This is a genomic window from Micromonospora sp. NPDC006766 (assembly GCF_040636055.1).
GTDB lineage: Bacteria > Actinomycetota > Actinomycetes > Mycobacteriales > Micromonosporaceae > Micromonospora.
On record NZ_JBEYIX010000036.1, the window covers coordinates 33,869 to 59,946 of the forward strand.

At 68.2% G+C, this 26,078-nt stretch carries 22 protein-coding genes and 1 riboswitch; of the genes, 16 read left to right on the forward strand and 6 right to left on the reverse strand.

Translation table 11 applies throughout. The features are described 5' to 3' along the window. Window positions 1–122: 122 nt before the first annotated feature. From ABZ671_RS23810 to ABZ671_RS23820, 3 genes are all read right to left on the reverse strand, one after another. On the reverse strand, window positions 123–836 hold the full coding sequence (locus tag ABZ671_RS23810) for a polysaccharide deacetylase family protein (RefSeq protein ID WP_357861916.1): 714 nt from the start codon (window positions 834–836) through the stop codon (window positions 123–125). Next, on the reverse strand, window positions 833–1,615 hold the full coding sequence (locus ABZ671_RS23815) for a glycosyltransferase family A protein (protein WP_357861918.1): 783 nt from the start codon (window positions 1,613–1,615) through the stop codon (window positions 833–835). Before ABZ671_RS23815 ends, ABZ671_RS23810 begins: the two co-directional genes overlap by 4 nt. Window positions 1,616–1,811: 196 nt before the next feature. Beyond that, window positions 1,812–3,137: an IS4 family transposase gene (locus ABZ671_RS23820; RefSeq protein ID WP_357861920.1), complete on the reverse strand. Its 1,326-nt coding sequence runs from the start codon at window positions 3,135–3,137 to the stop codon at window positions 1,812–1,814. Window positions 3,138–3,305: 168 nt separating this feature from the next. On the opposite strand from ABZ671_RS23820, the gene ABZ671_RS23825 reads away from it, so the two are divergent. The 3 genes from ABZ671_RS23825 (at window position 3,306) to ABZ671_RS23835 (ending at window position 7,671) form a co-directional block, all read left to right on the forward strand. After that, window positions 3,306–3,791, forward strand: coding sequence for a hypothetical protein (locus ABZ671_RS23825; protein ID WP_357861922.1), 486 nt, complete (start codon window positions 3,306–3,308; stop codon window positions 3,789–3,791). A 104-nt stretch (window positions 3,792–3,895) separates the two neighbouring features. Beyond that, a riboswitch (cobalamin riboswitch) is annotated at window positions 3,896–4,107 on the forward strand. A 133-nt stretch (window positions 4,108–4,240) separates the two neighbouring features. Continuing rightward, window positions 4,241–6,631 (forward strand): ribonucleoside-diphosphate reductase subunit alpha, encoded by a 2,391-nt coding sequence (locus ABZ671_RS23830; RefSeq protein ID WP_357861924.1) that lies wholly within the window; start codon window positions 4,241–4,243, stop codon window positions 6,629–6,631. 62 nt (window positions 6,632–6,693) lie between these two features. Further along, a complete protein-coding gene (locus tag ABZ671_RS23835) occupies window positions 6,694–7,671 on the forward strand; it encodes a ribonucleotide-diphosphate reductase subunit beta (protein ID WP_357861957.1) in 978 nt (325 codons plus the stop codon). Between the two features lie 106 nt (window positions 7,672–7,777). Here the strand turns inward: ABZ671_RS23835 and ABZ671_RS23840 are convergent, their stop codons facing one another. Next, on the reverse strand, window positions 7,778–9,172 hold the full coding sequence (locus ABZ671_RS23840) for a short-chain fatty acyl-CoA regulator family protein (RefSeq protein WP_357861926.1): 1,395 nt from the start codon (window positions 9,170–9,172) through the stop codon (window positions 7,778–7,780). A gap of 226 nt (window positions 9,173–9,398) precedes the next feature. On the opposite strand from ABZ671_RS23840, the gene aceA reads away from it, so the two are divergent. The 4 genes from aceA (at window position 9,399) to ABZ671_RS23860 (ending at window position 14,042) form a co-directional block, all read left to right on the forward strand. Continuing rightward, entirely contained in the window at window positions 9,399–10,670 is a 1,272-nt protein-coding gene (gene aceA, locus ABZ671_RS23845) for an isocitrate lyase (RefSeq protein WP_357861928.1), read from the forward strand. Further along, the gene (gene aceB / locus ABZ671_RS23850) at window positions 10,667–12,277 is read left to right on the forward strand and encodes a malate synthase A (protein ID WP_357861930.1); all 1,611 of its coding nucleotides are present in this window, start codon (window positions 10,667–10,669) and stop codon (window positions 12,275–12,277) included. The genes aceA and aceB overlap by 4 nt, the downstream gene beginning before the upstream one ends. 269 nt (window positions 12,278–12,546) lie before the next feature. After that, window positions 12,547–13,254, forward strand: a complete 708-nt coding sequence (locus tag ABZ671_RS23855; RefSeq protein ID WP_357861933.1) for a hypothetical protein — start codon at window positions 12,547–12,549, stop codon at window positions 13,252–13,254. Continuing rightward, window positions 13,251–14,042 carry a cobalt transporter gene (locus ABZ671_RS23860; protein ID WP_357861935.1) on the forward strand — a complete coding sequence of 264 codons (792 nt, stop codon included), beginning with the start codon at window positions 13,251–13,253 and terminating at the stop codon, window positions 14,040–14,042. Before ABZ671_RS23855 ends, ABZ671_RS23860 begins: the two co-directional genes overlap by 4 nt. 38 nt (window positions 14,043–14,080) lie before the next feature. On the opposite strand, the gene tnpA is transcribed toward ABZ671_RS23860, so the two are convergent. Next, on the reverse strand, window positions 14,081–14,512 hold the full coding sequence (tnpA, locus tag ABZ671_RS23865) for an IS200/IS605 family transposase (protein WP_357861937.1): 432 nt from the start codon (window positions 14,510–14,512) through the stop codon (window positions 14,081–14,083). A gap of 937 nt (window positions 14,513–15,449) precedes the next feature. Here tnpA and ABZ671_RS23870 point away from each other — a divergent pair. Continuing rightward, complete coding sequence (locus ABZ671_RS23870) at window positions 15,450–15,683, forward strand: transposase (RefSeq protein WP_357861959.1); 234 nt, start codon at window positions 15,450–15,452, stop codon at window positions 15,681–15,683. Window positions 15,684–15,725: 42 nt separating this feature from the next. Here the strand turns inward: ABZ671_RS23870 and ABZ671_RS23875 are convergent, their stop codons facing one another. Beyond that, window positions 15,726–15,959, reverse strand: coding sequence for a hypothetical protein (locus ABZ671_RS23875; RefSeq protein ID WP_357861939.1), 234 nt, complete (start codon window positions 15,957–15,959; stop codon window positions 15,726–15,728). Window positions 15,960–16,337: 378 nt separating this feature from the next. On the opposite strand from ABZ671_RS23875, the gene ABZ671_RS23880 reads away from it, so the two are divergent. From ABZ671_RS23880 to ABZ671_RS23915, 8 genes are all read left to right on the forward strand, one after another. Next, window positions 16,338–17,645 carry an extracellular solute-binding protein gene (locus ABZ671_RS23880; protein ID WP_357861941.1) on the forward strand — a complete coding sequence of 436 codons (1,308 nt, stop codon included), beginning with the start codon at window positions 16,338–16,340 and terminating at the stop codon, window positions 17,643–17,645. Between the two features lie 56 nt (window positions 17,646–17,701). Continuing rightward, entirely contained in the window at window positions 17,702–18,670 is a 969-nt protein-coding gene (locus tag ABZ671_RS23885; protein ID WP_357861943.1) for a sugar ABC transporter permease, read from the forward strand. After that, window positions 18,667–19,539 carry a carbohydrate ABC transporter permease gene (locus ABZ671_RS23890; protein WP_357861945.1) on the forward strand — a complete coding sequence of 291 codons (873 nt, stop codon included), beginning with the start codon at window positions 18,667–18,669 and terminating at the stop codon, window positions 19,537–19,539. The genes ABZ671_RS23885 and ABZ671_RS23890 overlap by 4 nt, the downstream gene beginning before the upstream one ends. A gap of 27 nt (window positions 19,540–19,566) precedes the next feature. Next, complete coding sequence (locus ABZ671_RS23895) at window positions 19,567–20,400, forward strand: SDR family oxidoreductase (protein ID WP_357861947.1); 834 nt, start codon at window positions 19,567–19,569, stop codon at window positions 20,398–20,400. Then, the gene (locus ABZ671_RS23900; protein ID WP_357861949.1) at window positions 20,394–21,314 is read left to right on the forward strand and encodes a dihydrodipicolinate synthase family protein; all 921 of its coding nucleotides are present in this window, start codon (window positions 20,394–20,396) and stop codon (window positions 21,312–21,314) included. Before ABZ671_RS23895 ends, ABZ671_RS23900 begins: the two co-directional genes overlap by 7 nt. A gap of 97 nt (window positions 21,315–21,411) precedes the next feature. Continuing rightward, entirely contained in the window at window positions 21,412–22,416 is a 1,005-nt protein-coding gene (locus ABZ671_RS23905) for a LacI family DNA-binding transcriptional regulator (protein WP_357861951.1), read from the forward strand. After that, the gene (locus ABZ671_RS23910; protein WP_357861953.1) at window positions 22,413–23,915 is read left to right on the forward strand and encodes an FGGY family carbohydrate kinase; all 1,503 of its coding nucleotides are present in this window, start codon (window positions 22,413–22,415) and stop codon (window positions 23,913–23,915) included. Before ABZ671_RS23905 ends, ABZ671_RS23910 begins: the two co-directional genes overlap by 4 nt. After that, window positions 23,915–25,552 (forward strand): fucose isomerase, encoded by a 1,638-nt coding sequence (locus ABZ671_RS23915; protein ID WP_357861955.1) that lies wholly within the window; start codon window positions 23,915–23,917, stop codon window positions 25,550–25,552. The genes ABZ671_RS23910 and ABZ671_RS23915 overlap by 1 nt, the downstream gene beginning before the upstream one ends. The last annotated feature ends 526 nt before the right edge of the window (window positions 25,553–26,078 follow it).

Here is a 26,078-nt window from a genome sequence, read left to right on the forward strand (position 1 = left end):
ACGGCCACTACTTACGCTCTCGACCCCAGCAAACGTTGCCGTGACCCCGGAACTTTTTGACGATCGACCATCTCGACCCGCCCGCCGTGACGGCGATGCGCAGAAGGAGCCTCTCGGAAGGTCTACGCCTGGTACGCCGACACGCCGAGCAGCTCGTCCACCGTCACGAACCGGTAGCCTCGGGCCAGCAGCCCATCGATCGTCTCCCGCACCGCTACGACCGTCTCGGCGCGGTTGCCACCCCGGCCGTCGAACCCGTCGTGAAAGATGAGAATCGAGCCAGGGCGCGTCTTGGCGATGGCGCGACGGGCCATCCGTACGCCGGACGGCTGGAACACCTCCAGCGCATGGCCGAACTCGCCGGCAACCGGGTGCAGGCCGCTTCGGCGCAACATCCGCAGCAGGGCCGGCTGGCGCCACAGCCACGGTGTGCGGGCCAGCGCTGGGGTGCGGCCGGTGACCCGCGCCAGGATGTGCTGGGTCTGCTCCACCTCCCGCTCGTACGCTCGCGGCCGCAGGTATGTGCCGAACCGATGGCTCAGTGAATGGTTGCCCAGGACATGACCGGCGTCGATCGCGCGTAGGGCGACCCCGGGGTGACGCTCGACGCACTGTCCGACATAGAAGAAGGTCGCCCGGATGCCTCGTGCTGCCAGGATATCGAGGATCTGTGAGGTGTACGGCTCGTTCGGGCCGTCGTCAAACGTCAACGCCACCCGTCGTTCGGTGGACGCGCCGCGGTAGGGGTAGTCGCGCGAAGACGGGGCGAACGGCGACATCAGCAGCCAGTACGCCGCACCGATGGCCAGCAGCAACAGCCCGATCAGGACGGTCACCGCGCCTCCTGACGGCCGGCCGCCACGGCTACCTCGAACGACCCCGCGTGGTCGCGGAACGCCGGCGCCGATCCCAGCACACGCCGCTTCGCGATCCGGTTCACGGCATAGGTCAGCAGGTAGTGCACAGGCAGGGTCACGAACACGTTGTACGCGATCCCGCGGCTGAGCCTCCGACCTGACGTGCGGGTCGGGTTGTCATGGTCGTAGACGACCCGGCCCTTCTGCCGTAGCCGGCGCAGTTGGTCGAGTTCGTCGCCGCCCTGGGTCAGGCTGGTGTCGTAGCCCGTCCAGGCCTCGCGGCGGAAAGCGATGTTTGTCGCGCTCGCGTAAACGGCGCGGCCGGTCAGTCGGTAGACGCCGTTGACGGCCCCGAACAACATCCGGCTGTAGATCGGGCCCCACCTTGGGCCGTCGTCGTACCGGCAAGGGCCGACGACCGCGACGACGCGGCCATCGCTGCGGAACCGCGCGTCGATGCGGCTGAGCCAATCACGGCTGTGGACCGTATCGGCGTCGGTGGAGACGATGATCTCACCGCGCGCCGCCTCTGTGCCTCGCTGGCGGGCGTCGCACACCCCGGGCGTCGGCTCGGCCACCACTCGCGCGCCGAGGTCGCGAGCGATGTCCGCGGTCTCGTCCGTGCAGTTGTTGTCAACGACGATGACCTCGCACACTCCGTCGAAGTCCTGCTTCTGCAGGGAGAGGAGAGCGTCGGTGAGATAGCCGGCCTCGTTGAAGCACGGGATGACGACGGTGAACCTGGGCCTCTCTGGCATGTGGATGATTATTGGGGCGACGGGGTCGCTGAGACGATCCGGAAATCCCCCGACTTCAACCGGGGGCTATCCCCCAAGGCCCCTCAGGCTTACCCCTGGCACTCCAGCCGCCTTACCCTGCTCGCCAAGCTACGCGGACGGCGCTGGTGCGCTGCACTAGTAGCAACGCCGTTCAGTTAGGCGGTTCGGTCGGTCGTCAAGGGCCGGTGTCGAGGATGTTGATCTCGATGGTGGCTTTGTAGGTGGTGCGGTCGATGTCCGGGCCGCGGGCGTTGTACTTGGAGATGGCACGTTTGACGATGCGGGGCTTGGTGCGTACGCGTCGGTCGGGCATGAGTGCGGTCAGGATCCTTCGTCCGATCGCGCCGACGAGGTCGATGATCGTGTCGGCGATGATGCTGGCGGCCTGGATGACCTGGTCGCGGGCGGTGTGTAGGGCGATGGTGAAGCTGGCCCGGTCGGGGTCGAGTCCGGGGACGCTGTCGGTGGCGTCGACCATGGCGGTGCGGAGCACCTGATAGGTGACCAGCAGGGCGTAGATCTCCTGGTCGATCCCGGTCGGGGTACGGGCGCGTAGCACCCGCCCGCCGAGGATGGTGGATTTCAGTTCCAGGTAGACGGTCTCGATCTCCCACCGCTGGTGGTAGAGGGTGATCAGCTCGCCGGCCGGGTAGCGGCGGTGGTCGAGCAGGGTGGTGACCAGACGGTAGGTGCCGGTCCGAGCGCCGGCGCTGGTGACGATGCTGATCTCGGCCTCGACGACGCGGACAGGCAGGCTGCCGAGTTGGGACAGGTAGGAGCCGTCGCGGTAGCGGGCCCGCACCGGTAGCCGCCGGCCGGACTTGCATCGCACCAGCAGGTCCGCGCCGCCGGCAGCCAGTCGGGCCAGCAGATCCGCGGCGGCGAAGTTTCGGTCGGCCAGCAGCAACATCCCCGGCCGGAGACTCCCCGCCAACCGTGCCGCGTACCCGGTCTCGCCAGTGCTGGCCGGGCCGAAGACCGCGTCGATGACGCTGCGGGTCCCGCAGGCCACCAGGGCCAGGACCCGGACGGTGGGGTAACCGCCCGCGCCGTGGTTGCAGCGCTGCTTGACGAAGGTGGTGAGGTTCGCGGCGCTGTCGGCCACGCTCATCAGCGTGCCGTCCACAGCGCAGACCAGCAGCCCGCGCCAGGACACCGCCCCGGCCGCAGTCGTCGCGGCCGGGCCACGCAGCAGGTCGAACAACGCCCGCAGAGGCGCCACCCCGAGCCGTTGCCGGGCCTGACGCAGCGCGCTGGCCGTCGGCGCAGCCACGGCCAGGCCATGCAGACCAGCGGTCAGCCGATGCCAGACCTGCCCGTAGCCCAACTCGGCGAACAAGCAGCCGGCCAGCAGCAGGTAGACCACCACCCGTGAGGGCAGCAACCGAACCCGCGACTGCACCGCACCGGTACGTCGGAGTGCGTCATCAACCATCTCGAACGGCACCAGCTGGGTCAACTCGCCCAGATGGCCCGGCGCGAACCGGCCCGCCGCCACCATCGTCGTACGCGTTATGGCAATCTGTCCGGACAGCGGAGCTCCTGGTTTCGGGGTGTCTTGGAGTGACAACCCTCTCTACCGGAGCTCCGCTGCTTTGCATCCCTCGACACGCCTTGACAGGTCACCGAACCGCCTAACTGAACGGCGTTGGCACTAGTAGGGTGCGAGGTGTTGAAAACCCCCCGGGAGGCGGAAGCGCGCATCGGTCCGATCGGCGCGCTGCTCTGCCGACTGGCGTTCCTGGCAATCTGCCTGCCCGGGCCGGTCCTGCTCGCCGCCGCGCTGACGCGAGACCCAGTGCAGTCGCCCACGGACTTCTGGGGCCTACTCGCCGGTGACGTACTGGTGACGATCGTCGGTGTCGGTTTCGGCGTCTTCGGCTGGCGGCTGGTCACCCGCTCGCGCCGTGACGCGCGTCGGCTGTCCGCCGCCGGTGTCGCCGCGACGGCGGAGATTCCCGCGGTGGCGAACCATCTGGACGGAGAGGACCCGGGGCTGGAACTCCACCTGCGGATCAGTGGGCCCGGGTTCGCCACGTTCGAGGCGGACACGATCCGGGCCGACGACCCGGCCCTCGTGCCCGGCGCGGTGCTGGCCGCCGTCGTCGACCCCGCTGATCGCCTCTTTTCGATCACCGGGTTCCTTTCACCCTGACTAGCGGATGGTCAACGACGGGGGCCGGCTGCCCCGCGACGATGAGACGAAGTCGACACGCTGACACGACATCTTGTATTACCCCATCGCCGGTGGCGCCATATATGGTGTCTCACGCAGCTGGTTCGACCGCCCGGGTGGGTGGTCGAGGCAAGAGGGAACCCGGTGCGAGTCCGGGACTGCCCCGCAGCGGTGAGTGGGAACGACAGCCGTCACCAAGCACTGGACCGTGAGGTCTGGGAAGCGACGGCCAGTAGGCGACCGTAACCGGTCGCGCCCGCGAGTCCGAAGACCTGCCAGCGCGCCGCACGCGCCGCGTGCGGCGGTCGGAGGCCGCGCGGGACGGCTGACGCCATCAGCCCGCCGGCCACGGCAGGCACGCCATCCAGGCGAACAGTGGCGTTCTCCTGCGCGTCCGTCGACCTCGTCGACAGGCGTGAGGAGGGGACGTGACGGCGAAGCAGGAGCAGGCTGCGGCCGATCAGACGGTGCCGGAGCAGCGCTGGCATGCGATGCGGGTCCGCAAACGCAACGGCGACACCGAGCCGGTGGACGTCAACAAGATTGTCAGGGCGGTCGAGCGGTGGGTGGCCGACCTGGACGAGGTGGACCCGCTGCAGGTCGCCACGAAAACGATCAGTGGCCTCTACGACGGGGCGACCACCGCCGAACTGGACAAGCTGTCGATTCAGACAGCGGCGGAGTTGATCGGTGAGGAGCCGCAGTACTCCAGGCTGGCGGCGCGGTTACTGGCCGCGTACGTGGACAAGGAGGTTCGCGGGCAGGGCGTGGCGAGCTTCAGCCAGTCCATCCGGTACGCCCACGGTCTCGGGCTGATCGGCGACGAGACCGCCGCGTTCGTGGCCCGTAACGCCCGCAAGCTCGACGACGCGGTGGACCCGGTCGGTGATCTGCGGTTCGAGTACTTCGGGCTGCGTACCGTCGCGGACCGTTACCTGCTGCGGCATCCCGATTCGCGGTTGGTGGTGGAGACGCCGCAGTACTGGCTGCTGCGGGTGGCCTGCGGGTTGTCCGAGACGCCGGGCGAAGTGATCGGCTTCTACCGGTTGATGTCGTCGCTGGCGTACCTGCCGAGTTCGCCGACGCTGTTCAACTCGGGCACCCGGCACACCCAGATGTCGTCGTGCTTCCTGGTCGACTCGCCCCGCGACGAGCTGGACTCGATCTACGAGCGGTACCACCAGGTGGCGAGGCTGTCGAAGTTCTCCGGCGGCATCGGCATCGCCTGGTCGCGGGTCCGCGGCCGGGGCGCGCTGATCCGGGGCACGAACGGCCGGTCCAACGGCATCGTCCCGTTCCTGAAGACGCTGGACGCCGGGGTGGCGGCGGTCAACCAGGGCGGCCGGCGCAAGGGCGCGGCGTGTGTCTACCTGGAGCCGTGGCATCCGGACATCGAGGAGTTCCTGGAGCTGCGGGACAATACCGGCGAGGATTCCCGGCGGACGCACAACCTGAACCTGGCCAACTGGATCCCGGACGAGTTCATGCGCCGGGTCGAGGCGGACGGCGACTGGTCGCTGATCGACCCGTCCGACGCGCCGCAGCTCCCCGACCTGTACGGCGAGGAGTTCGACGAGGCGTACCGGGCCGCGGAGAAGAAGGCCGTCAAGACGGTCAAGGCCCGGGACCTGTACGGGCGGATGATGCGCACCCTGGCGCAGACCGGCAATGGGTGGATGACCTTCAAGGATCCGTCGAACCGGCTGTCCAACCAGACCGGGACGCCGGGCAACACCATCCACCTGTCGAACCTGTGCACCGAGATCCTCGAGGTCAACAACGACGCCGAGACCGCGGTCTGCAACCTCGGCTCGGTCAACCTCGGCGCCCACGTCACCCCCGACGGGGTCGACTGGGAGAAGCTGCGGGCGACCGTGCGTACCGCGGTGGTGTTCCTCGACCGGGTGATCGACATCAACTACTACCCGGCCGAGCAGGCGGCGGCGTCGAACCCCCGCTGGCGGCCGGTCGGGCTCGGCCTGATGGGCCTGCAGGACGCGTTCTTCACCCTGCGACTGCCGTTCGACTCGGTGGAGGCTCGCGAGCTGTCGACTCGGGTGCAGGAGGAGGTCTTCCTGACCGCGTTGGAGACCTCCGCCGGCCTCGCCGAGCGGTTCGGCCCGCATCCCGCGTACGCCGACACCCGGGCCGCGCAGGGCCAGCTACACCCGGACCTGTGGGGTGCCGAACCGACCCAGGTGCAGCGGTGGACCGCGCTGCGGACGCGGATCGCCGCCCACGGGCTGCGCAACTCGCTGCTGGTCGCCATCGCCCCGACCGCCACCATCGCCTCGATCGCCGGCTGCTACGAGTGCATCGAGCCGCAGGTGTCGAACCTGTTCAAGCGCGAAACCATGTCCGGCGAGTTCCTCCAGATCAACACCTACCTGGTACGTGAGCTGAAGACGCGCGGGCTGTGGACGCCGGCGATCCGGGAGCAGATCAAACGCGCCGACGGATCGGTGCAGGGCATTACCGGACTGCCCGCCGACGTGCGCGAGTTGTTCCGCACCGCGTGGGAACTACCGCAGCGGGCATTGATTGACCTGGCCGCCGCCCGCGCGCCGTACATCGACCAGTCGCAGTCGCTGAACCTGTTCCTGAGCGCGCCGACCATCGGCAAGCTGTCGTCGATGTACCTGTATGCCTGGAAGTCCGGGCTGAAGACCACCTACTACCTGCGCTCGCGTCCCGCGACCCGCATCCAGCAGGCCACCGTCGCCGTCTCCCCGGCAAGCACGCCGATCGTCGCGGTGAGCGACGACGAGGCATTGGCCTGCTCCCTGGAAAACCCCGAAAGCTGCGAGGCCTGCCAGTGACCACGATCCCCAATTCCCGCGCCGCCAGCACCGGCGAACGGCACCTGCTGCTCGACCCCGGCATGGACCTGACCCTGCGACCGATGCGCTACCCGCACTTCTTCGACCGCTTCAAAGACGCCATCAAGAACACCTGGACCGTCGAGGAGGTGGACCTGCACGCCGACCTGGCCGACCTGGCCCGGCTCACCCCGGCCGAACGGCACCTGGTGTCCCGGCTGGTCGCCTTCTTCGCCACCGGCGACACCATTGTCGCCAACAACCTGGTGCTCAACCTCTACCAGCACGTCAACTCCCCGGAGGGCCGGCTCTACCTGTCCCGGCAGCTGTTCGAGGAGGCGGTGCACGTCCAGTTCTACCTGAACCTGCTCGACACCTACGTACCCGACGAGGAGGAACGGTTCGCCGCGTTCGCCGCCATCGAGAACATTCCCTCCATCCGGCGCAAGGCAGAGTTCTGCTTCCGCTGGATCGACTCAATCTTTGAACTGCGCGAGCTGAGGACCCGGGACGACCGTCGGGCGTTCCTGCTCAACCTCATCTGCTTCGCCACATGCATCGAGGGGTTGTTCTTCTACGGCGCCTTCGCCTACGTCTACTTCCTGCGTTCGCGGGGTCTGCTCAACGGGCTCGCCTCCGGCACCAACTGGGTGTTCCGCGACGAATCGATGCACATGGCGTTCGCGTTCGATGTGGTGGACACCGTCCGGCGGGAGGAGCCGGACCTGTTCGACGCCGAACTGGAACGGCAGGTCACCGAGATGCTCGCCGAGGCGGTCGAATGCGAGGTCCAGTTCGCCGAGGACCTCCTCGAGCAGGGCGTATCCGGGCTGTCGCTGGCCGACATGCGCGAATACCTGCAGCACGTGGCCGATCGCCGGCTCGTCCACCTCGGCATCGCACCCCGCTACGGTTCGGCGAACCCGTTCGCGTTCATGGAGCTGCAGGACGTGCAGGAACTGTCGAACTTCTTCGAGCGGCGGGTGTCGGCGTACCAGGTCGGGGTGACCGGGAGGGTCACCTTCGACGACGACTTCTGACCGACGGTCGGGGGTGGACGGCCGGAGATCGAGGTCTCCGGCCGTACCGCCACCCCGTCGGAGCCGCCCACGATCGCGGCGCGTCCCGCCCGGCGCCGGGCTCGGCTCAGCCCTTCAACGGGTACGGGATGAAGGTGCTCCGGTTCTCGTCCAGGTCGAGTTGGCGGCTGATCGGCGCGGCGGCCCGCTGCGGGCAGGTCATCCGCTCGCAGGTCTTGCAGCCGGGGCCGATCGGGGTGGCGGCGTCGGCCGCGTGCAGGTCCATCCCGGCGGAGTAGACCAACCGGTTGGCGTGGCGGGTCTCGCAGCCCAGGCCGATCGCGTAAACCTTGCCGGGCTGGTTGTAGCCGCCGTGGTGGCGGGTGATGGTGCGGGCGGTCCACAGGTAGCGTTGCCCGTCGGGCATGGCGGCGACCTGCACGACGACCCGGCCGGGTGAGCTGAACGCCTCGTAGACGTTCCACAGCGGGCAGGTGCCGCCGGTGTGGGAGAACGGGAAGCCGGTGGCGGACTGGCGTTTGGACATGTTGCCGGCCCGGTCGACCCGGACGAACGAGAACGGCACCCCACGCGCGCGGGGGCGTTGCAGCGTACTGAGCCGGTGACACACCGTCTCCCAGCCCATCGCGAAGTGCTGGGTGAGCAGGTCGATGTCGTACCGGCGCTGCTCCGCCGCGGTCAGGAACTGCTCGTACGGCAGGAGCAGCGCGGCGGCGAAGTAGTTCGCCAACCCGACCCGGGTGAGGATCTGGGTCTGGGTTTCGTCGTACCGTTCCTCCTCCACGATCTCGTCGATCAGGTCGGCGAACTCCAGTAGCGCGATTTGCGCCGCCATCCGCATGGCCTCCTGCCCGGCTCGCAGCGACGCCGACAGGTGCAGGGTGCGGGTCTGCGGGCGATAGCGGTGCAGTTCGTCGCCGAGCAGGGCGGCGTCGTCGCGGCGGACGAGAATGCCGTGCCGATGGGCGAGCCGGTCCTGTAGCGCGGCGCGGACCTCGCCTCGGCGGAATCCGATGGCCACGGCCAGCCGCTCCGCCGCCTCGTCCAGATCCGGTACGTAGTTCTGCCGTCGGTAGAAGAACTCGGTCACCTGGTCGTGCGGGCTGCGGCCGATCGTCTCGCGATCGCCGAGCAGTTCGGCGAGTTGCTCGTCTGTTTGCCGGTACCGGCGGTGCAGGTCGATGACAGCCTCGGCGACGTCGGGCAGCCGGGTGGCGAGTTCGGTGAGATCGGCGATGCCCGCCCGCCCGGGGAGCGCCTCGCGCAACCCGGCGACCAGCCTCGGGGTGTCCCGCGGGGCGAAGACGGCCGAGTCGACGCCGAACACCTCGGTGATGCGCATGAGCACCGGGACGGTCAGCGGCCGGGAGTCGTGTTCGATCTGGTTGAGATAGCTGGGCGAGATGTTCAGCAGGCGGGCCAGGTGCGACTGGCTGAGAGCGCGGTCTTCGCGCATCCGGCGCAGTCGGGCACCCGCGAAGATCTTGGCGATCGCCCTCACCTCCCTGCTGGTCTTCGCTGGTCCGGCACTATTTGCAGAAAGAAAATATAGCGGTTCGCAACTTCGCAAAAAGGGGCGGGAAATTCTCAGAACTTGGCCTTTTCCGTCCCTCGACCTGCCGCCGACGCCGTGTGACCGTTGGCAGCACGCCGGACCGGCATCGAGTCGACGCCGCCACGGGCACGTCCGAAATGCCGGCGTCACCGACATTCGAGGGGACCAGACCATGCAGAACGCCGCTGAGCAGTTGCGTACCGAGTGGGAGACCAGTCCACGCTGGCAGGGAGTGCGGCGCAGCTACCGGGCCGAGGACGTGGTGCGCCTACGCGGGGCGATCCAGGAGGAACACACGCTGGCCCGGCACGGCGCCGACCGGCTGTGGCAGCTGCTGCACAGCGAGGACTACATCCACGCCCTGGGCGCGCTCACCGGCAACCAGGCCGTGCAGATGGTCCGCGCCGGCCTGAAGGCGATCTACCTCTCCGGCTGGCAGGTGGCCGCCGACGCCAACCTCGCCGGACACACCTACCCCGACCAGAGCCTCTACCCCGCCAACTCGGTGCCCGCGGTGGTGCGCCGGATCAACAACGCCCTGCTGCGCGCCGCCCAGATCAGCACCGCCGAGGGTGACACCGAGGGAATCGGCTGGCTGGCGCCGATCGTCGCCGACGCCGAGGCCGGGTTCGGCGGCCCACTCAACGCCTACGAGCTGATGACCGCGATGATCGCGGCCGGCGCCGCCGGGGTGCACTGGGAGGACCAGCTCGCCGCCGAGAAGAAGTGCGGCCACCTCGGCGGGAAGGTACTCGTCCCCACCGGCCAGCACATCCGTACCCTCGAGGCGGCGCGGCTCGCCGCCGACGTCGCCGGCGTGCCCTCGGTGGTCATCGCCCGCACCGACGCGCAGGCCGCCACCCTGCTCACCACCGACGTGGACGAGCGGGACCGTCCGTTCGTCACCGGCGAGCGGACCGCCGAGGGCTTCTACCGGGTACGCAGCGGCATCGAGCCGTGCATCGCCCGCGGCCTGGCCTACGCCTCGCACGCCGATCTGCTCTGGATGGAGACCTCCACCCCGGACCTGGAGGTCGCCCGTCGGTTCGCCGAGGCGATCAAGGACCAGTACCCGGACCAGCTGCTCGCCTACAACTGTTCGCCGTCGTTCAACTGGCGTAAGCACCTCGACGACGCGACCGTCGCCAAGTTCCAGCGGGAGCTCGGCCACATGGGCTACAAGTTCCAGTTCATCACGCTGGCCGGCTTCCACGCCCTCAACTACTCGATGTTCGACCTGGCCCGTGGGTACGCCACCGACGGAATGTCCGCCTACGTGGCGCTGCAGGAGCGGGAGTTCGCCGCCGAGGCGAACGGCTACACCGCCGTCAAGCACCAGCGCGAGGTGGGCACCGGCTACTTCGACCTGATCAGCACCGTGCTCAACCCGGCCGCGGAGACCACCGCGCTGCGCGGCTCGACCGAGCAGGAGCAGTTCGCGTGAGGTACGAGGTCATCGGCCCGCTGGCCGAACGATTCGACGAAGTCCTCACCGCCGAGGCGCTGGACTTCCTGGTCGCGCTGGACAGCGAATTCGCCGCTCGCCGGGTCGCCCTGCTGGACACCCGCCGGGCCCGCCGCGACCGGTACGCCACCGGTCAACTGCCCGACTTCCTCCCGGAGACCGCCGCGATCCGCGCCGACCTCACCTGGCGGGTCGCGCCGCCGGCCCCCGGCCTGGTCGACCGGCGGGTGGAGATCACCGGACCGACCGACCGCAGGATGACGGTCAACGCCCTCAACTCGGGGGCGAAGGTGTGGCTCGCCGACTTCGAGGACGCCACCGCTCCCACCTGGCACAATGTCATCGCCGGTCAGCTCAACCTGATCGACGCGCTGGATCGGCGGATCGACTTCACCGACCCACGCGGCAAGCGGTACGCCCTCGGCGACGAGCTGGCCACGATCGTGGTCCGGCCGCGCGGCTGGCACCTCGTGGAGAAGGGCATCGCGGTCGACGGTCGGCCGATCTCCGCCAGCCTGGTCGACTTCGGGCTCTACCTGTTCCACTGCGCCCGGCGGCAGCTCGACGCCGGCGCCGGACCGTACTTCTATCTGGCCAAGCTCGAAAGTCACCGCGAGGCGCGGCTGTGGAATGACATCTTCGTCTTCGCCCAGCGGTACCTCGGCCTGCCGCAGGGCACCATCCGGGCCACCACGCTGATCGAGACGATCACCGCCGCCTTCGAGATGGAGGAGATCCTGTACGAGCTGCGCGAGCACTCGGCGGGACTGAACGCCGGACGGTGGGACTACATCTTCAGCGTGATCAAGAACTTCGGGCAGTGGCCGGACTTCGTCCTGCCGGACCGGTCCGAGGTCACCATGTCGGTGCCGTTCATGCGCGCGTACACCGAGCTGCTGGTGGCGACCTGCCACCGGCGCGGCGCGCACGCGATCGGCGGGATGGCCGCGTTCATCCCCAGCCGGGAGCCCGAGGTCAACGAGGTGGCCCTCGGTCGGGTGCGGGCGGACAAGCGGCGGGAGGCCGGCGACGGGTTCGACGGCTCCTGGGTCGCCCACCCGGGTCTCGTCGAAACCTGCCGGGAGGAGTTCGACGCCGTGCTGAGCGAGCACCCACACCAGCTCGACCGGCTCCGGGACGACGTCAGCGTCACCGCCGCCGACCTGCTCGCCGTCGACAAGACCCCGGGCCAGGTCACCACCACGGGGCTGCGGTCCAACATCGCGGTCGCGCTGCGCTACATCGACGCCTGGCTCGGCGGCGTCGGCGCGGTCGCCCTGTCGAACCTGATGGAGGACGCGGCGACCGCCGAGATCGCCCGCTGCCAGGTCTGGCAGTGGCTGCACCACCGCACTCCCCTGGCCGGCGGCGGCTGCGTCACCGACGACCTGGTTCGATCCATCCTCGCCGAGGAGTTGGCCGCCCTGGTGGCGGGCCGCGTGGGCGGCCACCGTGACCGCGCCGAGCAGGCCGCGCGGATCGTCGAGGACACCGCGCTCGGCGAGGACCTGCCCGCGTTCTTCACCACCGGCGCGTACGCCCGGCACCTCGGCCCGAACCGAAGGCCGGCAGGGTCGGTCGGCTGACGAGGAACGGGCGCCTCACCGGGGCCGGGAAGATCGGCCAGGACCTTCCCGGCCCGGTCGGTGTGCGCGGTCGCGGACACTCCCACGGCAATCCTGGCGCACTCGGACGCCGACCTCGTGCCGGTGGCACCGACGCTGCCGCCCTCGAGACTGATCAACTGACTGTTCACGTCACCGTTCCGCGCCACACACTGCCTCGGACCTGCGCGTTTCCCAACAGTCGACAAGGTGAGGCCGACTCCCGTCACGGCAGGATCTGGAGCCTTTCCTTGTCATCATTCGGACTTCGGCGTCGGCGCGACGCGGCGCGAGCTGTCGCGCTGGCGGCCTGCGCCGTCACCGGCTCGATCACGGCCGCACCCGCCCCGGCGGCGGCGCATCCGTTCGGCGATCCGCAGACCGTGACCATCGCACGCGACCAGCAGCGACCCGAGGTCGTGCGCGTGCGGTGGCACGTCGGCGGCCCCGACGACCTGACCCTGCTCGGGGTTTCGCTCGGCCTGCTGCCGCAAGACCGCGTCCTGGCGGACGGCGCGATCGACTATCGGCACACGGACGCCGCCGTGATCGGCTCATCCGAGGAGTTCGCGGCCTACCTGCTCAAGCAGATCACGGTCACCGACCGCGAGCGATCGTGCCTCGGCGCCGTCGAGCCGCCGAAGTCCCTAGCCCGGATCGGCGCGACCGTCGACTACACGTGCCCAGGGTCGGTCGGCATGGTCACGGTCGCGGTCCGGATGCTGACTGATCTCCACCCCGCGTACCGTGCTCTGGCCACCGGTCCGCACGGCCAGCGCGCGGTGTACGGCTCGGGCGAGGACTCCCACGACTGGGTCCTCGCCGGCACGCCGGCGGCGGGCAGCAGCAGCCTCGGCCGCAGCGCCGCCGCCCAGATCGCCGCCGTCACCGGCGGTGCACTGCTGGTCGCGATGCTGATCATGTGGCGGCGGTCGCGTCGCCGGAGGACCGTGGCATGAACGACGTCACCGCCTACCTCGCGTCCCTGTCGGACCGGCTAGAGGATCTCATCCACTCGCCGGGTGTGCCGCCGCTGGCGTTCGCCCTCGCCTTTCTCGCGGGCGCCGGACACGCGGTGGCGCCCGGGCACGGCAAGAGCCTGGCCGCCGCGTACCTCGTCGGCTCGCGCGGCCGGATCCGCGACGCCGCCTGGCTGGGCGGCTCGGTGGCCGTCATGCACACGGTCTCCGTGCTGGTGATCGGCGTGGCATGGACGTTCCTGTCCCTGTCCGACGTCGTCCGGATGCAGGAACTCACGAGTTGGCTGCAGCTCGGCGCCGGCGTGATCGTCCTGGCCACCGGCCTGTGGATGGTGCGCCGGCACCTGCTCGGCCACAGCCACAGCCACCATCACGGCCACAGCCACGGCCACCATCACGGCCACGGCCACGGCCATGAGCACGAGCACGACCACGGCAGGCGTCCCGGACTGCTCCTGCTCGGCATGTCCGGCGGGCTCACCCCCTCTCCGGCCGCCTTCCTCGTGCTGGCGACCGGGCTGTTTCTCGGCCGCGCCGGATTTGCCCTACTGCTCGTCCTGACGTTCGGCCTCGGGATGGCCGTCGTGCTCTTCGGCGTCGGCCTCCTCGCGGTCGCCGGCAGCTCCCTGGTCGTCCGCGGCGCGCAGTCGCGTACCGTGCTGCGGCTGGCCAGCCGCGTAGCCCCCGTCCTCGCGGCTGGCGGCATCACTCTGTTCGGCGCCGGTCTCGTCGTGGTCGCCGTGATCCAACTCGTCAACAAGGTTTAGCGAGGAATCCCGGCCGTTTAGGGCCGGGAGGAATCGCGTCACGGGCCTGGACGTTTCTGGTTGGCGATGTACTGCTTGACGATCTCCAGTGGTGCCCCGCCACAGGAGGCGGCGAAGTACGACGGTGACCACAGGTGGCCGTGCATGATGTGCCGGTTGATCCGCCCGGTGAATTCTTTACGCAGGTAGTGGGCGGACACGCCTTTGAGTGAGCTGACGAGCGTGGAGATGGCCAGCTTCGGCGGGTAGCGCACGAGCAGGTGCACGTGGTCGTCTTCGCCGTTGAACTCGGCCAGCTCCGCGCTCATGCCGGCGCACACGTCGGCCATGACCTGCTCGCAGCGGGTGAGCATCGCGTCGTTGAGTACGTCCCGGCGGTATTTGGTGACAAAGACCAGATGCGCGTGAAGGTTGTAGACGACGCTGCGTCCTCGGCGAACATTGGGGTCCGGGGTCCATCGTGGTGACATAGACCAGATGGTAGACTGTGGACGTGAAGGTGGTTGTGCAGGTGCGCCTGTTCCCGGATGCCGCCCAGGAGGCGGCGTTGCGGGACACGCTGGCCCTGTGCAACGAGGCCGCGAACCTTGCCTCGGGCGAGGCGTACCGGTTGCGCGTGTTCGGGAAGCAGGCGTTGCAGCGGCTCACCTACGGGCAGCTGAAAGAGATGGGCCTGTCGGCGCAGCCGGCGATCCACGTGGCCCGTAAGGTCGCCGGCGCGTACGCGACCCTGAAAGCCAACATCAGCGCCGGCAACCTGGGCAAGTCCGGATCAGCGCGCCGTCGTAAGGTCGAGTCGAAGCCGATCCTGTTTCGGTGTGACGCCGCGCAGCCGTTCGACGACCGCTGCCTGTCGTGGCAGATCGCCGGCCGCACGGTGTCGATCTGGACTGTTCGGGGACGGTCGGGACGCATCCCGTTCCGCTGTTCCGACGCGCAGTACGCCATCCTGGCCGTCCACCGCAAGGGCGAGTCGGACCTGGTGTGCCGTGACGGCAAGTGGTACCTGTACGCCACCTGCGACATCCCCGACGTCGAGGTGAAAGAGCCGGACGGGTTCCTCGGCGTCGACTTGGGCATCGCGAACATCGCCACGACCAACGACGACACCCGACACTCGGGCAAGGCTTTGAACCGGGTGCGGCATCGTAACCAGCGGTTGCGGGCCAAGCTCCAGCGCATCGGCACCAAGTCCGCCAAGCGGCTGTTGAAGGCCCGCCGGCGTAAGGAAGCCCGGTTCGCGGCCGACACCAACCATCGCATCGCCAAGCAGATCGTGACCGAGGCCGAACGCACCGGCCGCGGGATCGCCCTGGAAAACCTCACGGGCATCCGCGACCGGGTACGCTCCGACGGCCCCAGCGGGTCACCCTGCACACCTGGGCATTCCACCAGCTTGGCCAGTTCATCGCCTACAAGGCGGGCCGGGCCGGGGTGGCGGTCGTCCACGTCGACCCGGCGTACACCTCGCAGGGCTGCTGCGCCTGCGGACACATCGCCAAGGCCAACCGCCCCAACCAAGCCACCTTCCGATGCACGTCGTGCGGCTTCGCTGAACACGCCGACGTCAACGCAGCCCGCAACATCGCCGCACGCGGTGCCGCGGACTGGGCAGCCGTCAGCCTGCCAAACGCGGCGTGACCGATGCACCCAGCACCGACCATGATCTGCAAGCTCGGCCCTTCAGGGCCGAGAAGCTGACTGGCAGTTGACTTGCCGGCCCGGCCGGGACGACATTCCAGCTTCGTGCCGGCGTTCATCCACTGCGGCTTGAGCCAGTTGCCCGAAGATCGCCGGGCAGAAGCACGACGACATGTCGTGTTGGTGCCAGCCCTGGGTGTCGTAGCCGAGGCCTTCGCCCTCGCTCAGGTCGACGATCAGGGTGACGGCGGGATGCGCGACCATGGTGATGTCCACGAGTGCGGGGACACGTTGGCGAACCCGGCCATGCTGATCCCCGGCAGCCGATCTGACGGGCGCGGGACTGCGATCTCCACCGACGCCCAGTCGGGTGGCGCCCCGGTCGTCAGCACGTGACCACTCTACGTCGATCACGGAGCGTAGGAATTCATGGGATCGTCGATACCCGCGCCCGCTTGCTGCCCTGGTCTGATCTTCTGGCCGGATTCGCGCCTTATCGCTGGTCGCTCTCATGCATGTGCAGCATCGCCTGCTGTTGACAAGATCACGGAGCCTGGGTACCGTGCCGTGAAATCGATTTCATAGACCACTCCGCGTAACCGATATCTGCGCCACAGCACCAGCCACGCGTGGCGTGTGACAAAGGAGTACACCATGAAGTTGTTCAGGGGCATGGCATCACCACGAGCGGGCGTGACACGACGCGGCGTGCAGGTCATGAGCGTCGCGGCCGCCGCCGTGCTTGCGCTGAGCGCATGCAGCACCGCGGGCGGAGGTAACTCGTCCGGCAAGAGCGCCGGCGGCGAACTGACCTTCTCCAACTGGCAGTTCCTCGAGGACGGCAAGGGACCGATCCTCTGGGACGCGGTGAAGGGCTACACCGGCCCCGACGGCAATGTCTCGCTGACGAAGATCGAGATCCCGTTCGCGAACTACGCCGACAAGCTCAGCACCGAGCTGGGCGCCCGCGGCGGCCCGGACGTGATGGTGCTGCAGGACAGCCAGTTCGCGTCGCTCGCCGACGCCGGGGTGCTCGAGCCGCTCGATGACATCGCGAAGGAGTTGGGCGACTCGCTGAACGGCACCAACAAGGCGGGCTTCTTCCAAGACAAGCAGTTCGGGTTCAACTGGGAGCGACCGACCTACAACACGGTCATCTACAACAAGGACCTCTTCACCGAGCTCGGCCTGAAGGTCCCCACGACGTTCGACGAGTTCCTCGCCACCGCGAAGACCATCAAGGAGCAGCGCGGCATCGCCGGCTGGGCCGGACGCCACCAGACCGCCGAAATCGACGGCTGGACGCTCGAAATGGCGAACTGGATCTACGGCTTCGGCGGCGAACTGAGCGACGGCAAGGAGCTCACGATCGACGCCCCCGCGAACGTCAAGGCGGTCGAGGCCTTCCTGGAGACCTTCAAGTCCGGCGTCGCGCCGATCGGCGACGACGCGTCGACCTTCCGCGCGAAGTTCGGTCAAGGTCAGGTCGGCATGCTGTTCGAGAACTCTGGCGTCGCGACCACCCTCACGAGCAATCCCAAGAACGTGATCAACGGTCAGAACCTGGGTGCCGCGCCACTGCCCATGGCGAACGCGGGCTCCAACTCGCAGCTGATCCTCGCCGTCAACGCGGCGAGCAAGAACAAGGAGGCTGCGAAGGACTTCGTTCGCTGGGTTCTCGGTGAGAAGGGACAGACCGCCCTCCGCGCCGGTCTGGGTGCCTCGGCGATGGCCACCGATGTCGAGCCTGACCCCGAGTTCCTCAAGGCGAACCCGTGGGCCACTCAGTTCCTGGAGGCCGCGAAGACCTCTCGCTCGACTCTCGTCGAGGGTTTCGAGACCGAGAGCAAGGTTATCTGGCGTGAGTTCCTGACGGCTGTCGAGGACCTGCGTGTCAACGGCGGTGACGTTGCGGCGAAGCTTGCCGGCGTGCAGAAGGCGCTCAAGGCAGAGCTCAGCTGATGTGCGCGGGGGTGGGTGGTTGCGCCGCCCACCCCCGCTCAACGGAAAGGACCACGATGGCCACGAACACGGCCGAGAGGGCGCAGACACCGCAGCGCAGCGCGCGGTCCGTGAATCGGCGGCGCGGCAGAGGAAAGCTCTCACCCTTCATCGAGCGTAACGGCGCATATCTCTTCCTCTTCCCGGCGATCGCGTACCTGGCGATCTTCACCGTCTATCCGCTGATCCGCGGAGTCCTGCTGTCCTTCACCGCGACCAAGCTGGTAAATCCCGACGGCGGCCGGTCCGTCGGTCTGGACAACTACGACTACCTGCTCGCCAGCGACAAGTTCTGGGCCTCGGTCGGCACGACCCTGCTGTACACGCTCTTCACGGTCGTCTTCGCCGTCGGCATCGGCACCGCCGCGGCGCTGTTGCTGAACAAGTCGTTCCGCGGGCGCGGCCTGGTCCGCGCCATCGCCACCGTCCCGTGGGCCGTGCCCACCGTCGCGGCCGCCCTGATCTTCGTCTGGATCTACAACAATGAGCAGGGCGTCCTCAACGGCACCACGACGGCGCTCGGATTTGGCCAGCACGGCTGGCTTGTCGACCCGCGATACGGGCTCTTCTCGGTGACCCTCGCCACGGTCTGGAAGCTCACACCGCTGGTCCTGCTCGTCATGCTGAGCGCACTGCAGAGCGTGCCGCACGAGCTGCGCGAGGCCACCTGGGTCGACGGCGCCTCGCCCCTGCAGTCGTTCCGTGCCGTCACCCTCCCGCACATCATGCCGACGATTCGTGTCATCACGCTGCTGATGACGATCTGGTCGATCCGCCGATTCGAGATCATCTTCCTGATCACGGGCGGTGGGCCGCTCGACAAGACCAACACCCTCGTCGTCAACGTTTACCGCACCGCCTTCCAGGACCAGAATCTCGGCCGCGCGGCCGCGATCGGCGCGCTCGGTCTCGTCCTCTCGCTGCTCGTGACGGTCGTCTACTTCGTCATCGAGCAGATCCAGGAGCGTCAGGAGAGCCAGCGATGACCACCTCTCTCACCTCGATGAAGCCGCTGCGTCGGCGTGGAGCCCTCGCCCGGATGGGCAGCCTCGGCAAAGCGATCCTCATCACGCTACTGGTCGTCTTCACCGGCTTCCCCGTCTACTGGATGCTCGGCACGTCGCTGGGGACCGAGCAGTCCCTCTACCGCGACGGTCAGCCTCTGGTCCCGGAGTTCGCGAACATCGGCCAGTGGGGCACCTTCCTCTCGGAGGTCCCGATCCTGCGCTGGCTCTGCAACTCCTTTGTGATTGCCGCGGGAACGACGGTCCTCAGTCTCGTGCTCGCGACGATGGCGGCATACGCGCTCAGCCGCTACCGCTTCCGCGGGCGAGGCATTGCCGGGTTCATCTTCTTCAGCACCCAGATGCTGCCAGAGGCACTCATCATCGTGCCTCTGTACGCGATCTTCGCGGGCGCCGGCCTGCTGAACAGCCACTGGGGGCTCGTGCTCGCGGACACCGCATTCGTGATGCCGGTGAGCATGTTCATCATCAAGAGCGGCATCGACAAAATCCCCTACGAGATCGAGGAATCGGCGCGAATCGACGGGTGCTCGCGCCTGCGCATGCTGTTCACGATCGTGCTGCCGCTGATCCGCCCGAGTATCGCCGCCGCTGCCGTCATCGCGTTCTTCGACGGCTGGAACGAATTCATGTTCGCCAACACGTTCATTTCGGATTCGGATTTGTGGCCCGCCCCCGTGGGGCTTGCCTCATTCCTCGGGCAGTTCTACACGCCGATGAATGTCGTCATGCTGTGTGCGCTGCTGTTTGCGCTCCCGGCGATCATCTTCTTCCTGTGGGCCCAGCGCGGCATCGTGTCCGGCCTGACAGCAGGTTCCGTCAAGGGCTGACAAGCCGCAACCGAAGGAGTACCGACCATGTCGGAAGGGTTCGATCCGCTGTTCTCGGTGCACGACCACATCGCCGTCGTGACAGGTGGTTTCGGCCAGATCGGTGCCGAGTTCGTCAAGGCGCTGCACGCACGCGGCGCCCGCGTGGCGGTGACCTCGCGCAGCGAGGTGGTCGACCCGGCGGCGAAGCTCGGAGTTACCGTCGACGCCGATCGGCTGATGGCGGTCACGATGGACATCACCGATCAGGCCAGCGTGGAGGCGGGCTTCGATCGGATCACGCAGGCGTGGGGTGTCCCGACGATCCTCGTGAACAACGCTGGTCTCGACACCCAGCCCAGCGCCCCGCCGGAGGTGTCCGGGCCGTTCGAGCAGTTCCCCGCCGAGGTGTTCCGTGAGGTCGTCGACACCAACCTCGTCGGTACCTTCTTGGTGACGCAGGCGGCCGGCCGACGCATGCGCGAGGCGGGGCTCGAGGGATCAATCATCAACATCGGTTCGATCTACGGGATGGTCTCCCCCGTCCAGGACATCTACGCGTACAAGGCGGAGGACACCGGCATCCCGTTCATCAAGCCGGTGGCCTACTCCGCCGCGAAGTCGGGGCTCTACAACCTGACGCGCTACTGCGCCACCTATTGGGGCAAGACAGGCATCCGGGTAAACACCCTCACACCATCCGGTGTACGCCGCGACACGCAGGACGCGAAGTTCCAGGCGAACTACACGGCGCGCATGCCGATCGGCAGAATGGCGGAGGCCGACGAGTACAACGGCGCCCTCATCTTCCTCGCCTCCGCTGCGTCGCGGTACATGACCGGGGCGAACCTCGTCGTGGACGGGGGGTGGACCGCATGGTGACCAGCACCATCGGCGACCGTCTGATCGTCGCCGCGCCGACGCCGATCCGGGTCGACGAGACTCTCGATCTCGACGCGTTTTCGCTGATGGTGGACGGCGATATCTCGCGAGGAGTCGAGGGCATATACGTCGCCGGCTCGTCCGGCGAAGGCCTCCTGCTCAGCACCGATGAGCGGATCGCACTCACCCGGTCGGCCGTGGAGGCGGCGGGCGAACGGGTCCCGGTGTACGCGCATGTGGGTGCGATGTCGACGCGGGAGGCGATCTCGCTCGCGGAGGCCGCACGCGAGGCTGGCGCAGCGGCGATCTCGATGATCCCGCCGCTGTACTACAAGTATTCGACGGCGGAGGTCGTCGCCCACTTCCGCGCCGTCATCGATGCGGTTGACCTGCCGTTCATCCTCTACAACATCCCGCAGTTCACTGGCCGCGACATCTCGGACGGTGGATTTGAAGGGGTGCTGGAGCTGTCCCAAGTGGTGGGGATCAAGCACACGTCGCACAACCTCTACGGCGCGGAACGGCTGATTCAGCGATATCCCCACCTGAGCCTCATCAACGGCTTCGACGAGCTGTACCTGCCGGCCCTCTGCATCGGCGCGAGGGGGGCGATCGGGACGACGATCGGACTGCAGATCGAGCTTTTCCGGTCGCTGAGGGCGCGCCACGCTCGAGGTGACGTCGACGGGGCGCGCACCGTGCAGACCCGGATCAACGACACCGTCCAGGCGCTCGTCGAGGAGGGGGTGTTCGCGGCCGCGAAGTACCTCGCAGGCAAGCGGTCGATCCCGCTGGGCACCTGCCGACGGCCGCTCCCGGGGCTGGACGACCACGCCCGACGCCGACTGGACGTCGTGTGGGACAGACTGCGGGAGAACGTGCACAGCACGTCGACGGAGGATACGTCGATCTGATCGCTCGACGGGGGGTGCGAGAGCAGAACCTCGAGCGCGGCACACAGCTGTGCACGTTCACCATCCGTCCCGGTGCACTTCGGGCAGAGAGGCATCAATGGCCACCATCTATGAGGTCGCGAGTCTTGCCGGCGTCTCGCCGGCGACCGTCTCACGTGTCTTCAACGGAGCCGCCGTCTCGGAAGAGAAGGCGCAGGCGGTTCGCGAGGCGGCTCGCAAGCTTCGGTTCACACCCAACCGGGCCGCGCGCACCCTGCGTAAGCAGAGCACGGAGGTGATCGCGCTGATCATCCCGGACATCGAGAACCCCTACTTCACGGAGATGGCACGCGGAGTGGAGGACGTCGCGCAGGAGGTCGGGTACTCGGTCGTGCTGTGCAACTCCGACGCCCGTCAGGAGAAGGAGAATTCCTACCTGCGCATCGCGATAGCCGGAAGCATGGCCGGGGTCATCATCGCGGCCGCATCGGACCACACCGATCTCGACGACGTTCTCGCCGATGGTCGACCGGTCGTTGCGGTCGACCGTCGCTCGGGCTACGACGTGGACAGCGTGGTGATGGACAACCGGGCAGCGGGCCGCATCGCGACGGAGGCGCTTCTCGATGCCGGCTACCGCCGCATCGCCTGCATGACCGGTCCCGACAACGTCGAGACCGCAGTCGAGCGCGCGAAAGGGTGGCGTGACGCCATGACCGCTCGCGTCGATGTCGATCTCACCGGGCTGCTGCGTCATTCCAGCTTTCGAGTCGAGGGTGGGCGAGAGGCTGCCGCTGAGCTGCTCGACGGCCCGCAGCTGCGGCCCGACGCCGTCGTCGCGGCGAACAACCTCCTCGGTGTCGGAGCGCTGCAGGTACTCACCGAACGCGGCCTGACGCCTCCCGACGTCGGCGTCGCCGTCGTCGGTTCGCTACCGTTCACCACGCTCACTCCCGAGGTCGTCACCGTCGTTCGGCTGCCGGCGCGGCAGATGGGCGTCACGGCGGCGCGCATGCTCCTGGAACGCATCGAGGGGAACACCGATCCCGCCCGTACGGTGGTGCTGCGCGGCGAGCTGCAGCCCGCGCGGCTCGGGCGCGACGCGACGGAGGTGGCCTCGTGACTCGATGCACCATCGGCGTCGACATCGGCACATCGAGCAGCAAGGGCGTCCTCGTCGACGAGCGTGGGCGGATCATCGCGTCGGCCACCGTCGCGCACGACGTCGAACGTCCACGCAGCGGATGGGTCGAGATGGACGCGCATGTCTGGTGGGCGGAGTTCGTCGAGCTCAGCCGCCGGCTCCTCGCAGAGGCGTCTGCGCACGACGTCTCCGTGGTGGGCGTGGGTGTGAGCGGCATGGGTCCGTGTGTGCTGCTCGTCGACGAGCAGGGCGAGCCGGTACGACCGGCCATCCTCTACGGCGTCGACACCCGTGCGACGGCCCAGATCGCACGGATCACCCGCGAGCTCGGTGCCGACGAGATCACCCGCATCGGAGGATCCGCGCTGACCACCCAGGCCGGCGGGCCGAAGATCGCGTGGATCGCCGACGAGGAGCCCGAGACATACCGCCGCGCTCGGCGGCTGTTCATGCCCGCGAGCTGGCTCGCCTTTCAGCTCACCGGGTCGTACCTGCTCGACCACCAGTCGGCGAGCCAGGTCTCTCCGCTGTACGACGTCGAGTCCGAGCGTTGGCACGAACCGTGGTGGCAGCGGTACGCGCCGGGAATCGAGGCCCCGCCGCTGAGGTGGGCCAACGAGGTCGCCGGGACGGTGACCGCCGACGCGGCCAGCGCCACGGGCATCCCCGAGGGCACACCCGTGATCACCGGCACGATCGACGCCTGGACCGAGGCGGTGAGCGTCGGGGCGCACCGACCGGGCGACCTCATGCTGATGTACGGCACGACGATGTTCCTCGTTGCCACCGGCACCGCGACCTTGCGTACGCCCTCGATGTGGACGACCGTCGGCGCGTTCCCGGGTACGCGCAACCTCGCCGGAGGCCTTGCGACGTCGGGTGCGTTGACGGCCTGGCTGAAGCAGCTGTCGGATGCCGACTACCCGACGCTCCTCGCCGAGGCCGAGGAATCGGGCCCGGGCGCCCGCGGCCTGTTGATGCTCCCGTATTTCGCGGGTGAACGCACGCCGATCCTTGACCCGGAGGCGCGAGGCGTCATCGCGGGATTGACCGTCACGCACGGTCGTGGCGACCTGTACCGGGCCGCGCTCGAGGCGACCGCGCTGGGTGTGCGTCACAACGTGGAGACGATGCGAGCCGCCGGCGCCGACATCCGTCGCATCGTCGCGGTGGGCGGCGGAACCCAGGGCTCGCTGTGGCTGCGGGTGGTGTCGGATGTGACGGGCCTCGTCCAGGAGGTGCCCCGCATCACGATCGGCGCCAGCTACGGTGCCGCGTTCCTCGCCGCAGGAGCGGTCGCGGCGGACGGTACGCCTCCCCGCATCGAAGACTGGAATCCCGTCGAAACCGTCGTCGAGCCGGACGCGGATCGCGCCGCGCTCTACGACCGCCTGTTCGACCTGTACCTCGATCTCTATCGGGGCAGCAAGGACGTCGCGCACGGCCTCGCCGCCCTGCAACGCACGGAAGGAATCTGATGAGCACCTACACGATGCCCGTGAAGGCCGAGCGGCCCGCCATCGCGCCGAAGACCGCCTACCTCATCGCGAGCGGCGACCTCCGCGAGTCGGCCAACAAGGCCGGCTGGCCAACGCAGGCGCGAATGGAGGCCGACGTGACGGCGGCTCTCGCGGAGCTCGGGTGGAGCGTCGTCCGCGCGAACGAGGTCGACCCCGAGACGGGGCACGGGTTCATTTCGAGCCAGCGCATGGGGCTGGAGGTCTTCAAGAACATCCCGACGGATGCCCCGCTCATCGTCGCCGAGGCCGTGTGGCAGTACTCGCACCACGTGCTCGCGGGGCTCCGCACCCACGAAGGCCCCATCCTCACGGTGGCGAACTTCGCCGGGGAATGGCCGGGCCTGGTCGGTCTCCTCGGGCTCAACGCCGGCTTGACCAAGATGGGCAAGGAATACGCCACGATCTGGTCGGTCGACTTCACGGATGACTGGTTCAAGCGCGGGCTCAAGGAGTGGACCGAATCCGGGCGCATCACCCACGACGACTCGCACGTACGGCCGCTTCCCGCCCTGCCCGACACGCCAGAGGTCGAACTCGGCTGCGCACTCGGCGACCAGCTGCTCGCCGAGAAGGCCATCATCGGCGTGTTCGACGAGGGCTGCATGGGCATGTACAACGCGATCTTCGACGACGAGCTGCTCAACAAGCTCGGCATCTACAAGGAGCGCCTGTCGCAGTCGGCGCTGTACGCCGAGATGCTGACGGTAGCGGACGCCGAGGCCGACGCCGCCCGCGACTGGCTGACAGGCAAGGGCATGACCTTCCGGTTCGGCACCGACGAGGCCACTGAGCTCACCGAGGCGCAGGTGCGGTGGCAGCTGAAGATGTACATCGCGGCGCTGCGTATCGCCGACGACTTCGGTCTCGATGCCGTCGGGATCCAGTACCAGCAGGGCCTCAAAGACCTCGTGCCGGCCTCCGATCTCGCCGAGGGCATCCTGAACTCGACAGAGCGCCCGCCGGTGTTCTCGCGCGACGGTTCGCGTGAGCTGTTCGCGGGCCGCGCGTTCCCGCACTTCAACGAAGTGGACGAGGGCGTCGCGGTGGACGCGCTCGTCACCGACCGGGTGTGGACGGCGATGGGCCTCCTCCCCGACAACACGCTGCACGACGTGCGCTGGGGCGAGGACTACGACGGCCAGTTCGTGTGGGTATACGAAATCTCCGGTTCGGTGCCCGGCTCGCACCTGGGCGGATGGGACAAGGCCGAGGGCTGGCGCCAGGGCCCGGTGTTCTTTCCCGCCGGCGGTTCGACCATCAACGGCGTATCGAAGCCTGGCGAGGTCGTGCTCTCGCGTGTCTTCATCGCCGACGGGATCCTGCAGGCCGACATCTTCCGGGGCAGCGTGATCGAGCTGCCCACCGAAGAGACGCAGCGGCGCAAGGATGCCACGAACCCCGAATGGCCGATCGCGCACGTCGTGCTGCACGACATCAGCCGCGACCAGTTCATGGCTCGCCATAAGGCAAACCACGCCCAGCTCGTCTACGCCCCCGACGCCGAGACCGCCGACAAGGCGCTCGTCACCAAGGCCGCGATGTTCGACCGCATTGGCATCAAGGTCAACCTCGTCGGCCGCGTTGACGCGCTCTGACCGGATCCTCTAGTTTCGCGCCAGCGTTCACCGCACGACACCCACTGCGGGGTTCGACAGCAGCGGGGGGCGAGCCACCACACTGGCTCGCCCCCGCTCTGCTGTGCGGGGCTGCCTACCGCCCGGCGGCGGGTGGAAGCGGGACCAGTACCACCCATGCCGTCCTTGCCGCGTACCCGGAGAGCGGTGTCCGTGTTCTTCACCGAGGTCACGGCACCAAGAATGTGCAGGACACTCCACGTTGGATACATGTCGACACCGACGACTGGGGCTGGTGTAGACGCTGCGTCATGAGTGACCGGAAGGCCTCTGGTGCCATCCGGGGCGAGCGTCTCCAGGGAGAGATTACCGGACCGGCGAACGCAGGGACGGGGCTCGTCACAGAAGACACGGTAGATCGCCGTCCGCTCTATGGAGTGTCGGCTTGTTGCCTAGTACGGCAGCCGCCGTTTGAGATGCCGCTGGTAGAGCGGGGTGGACGCGAGGCGGCCACCGCGTGATCGTCTGTACGTTGTGGACATAACTT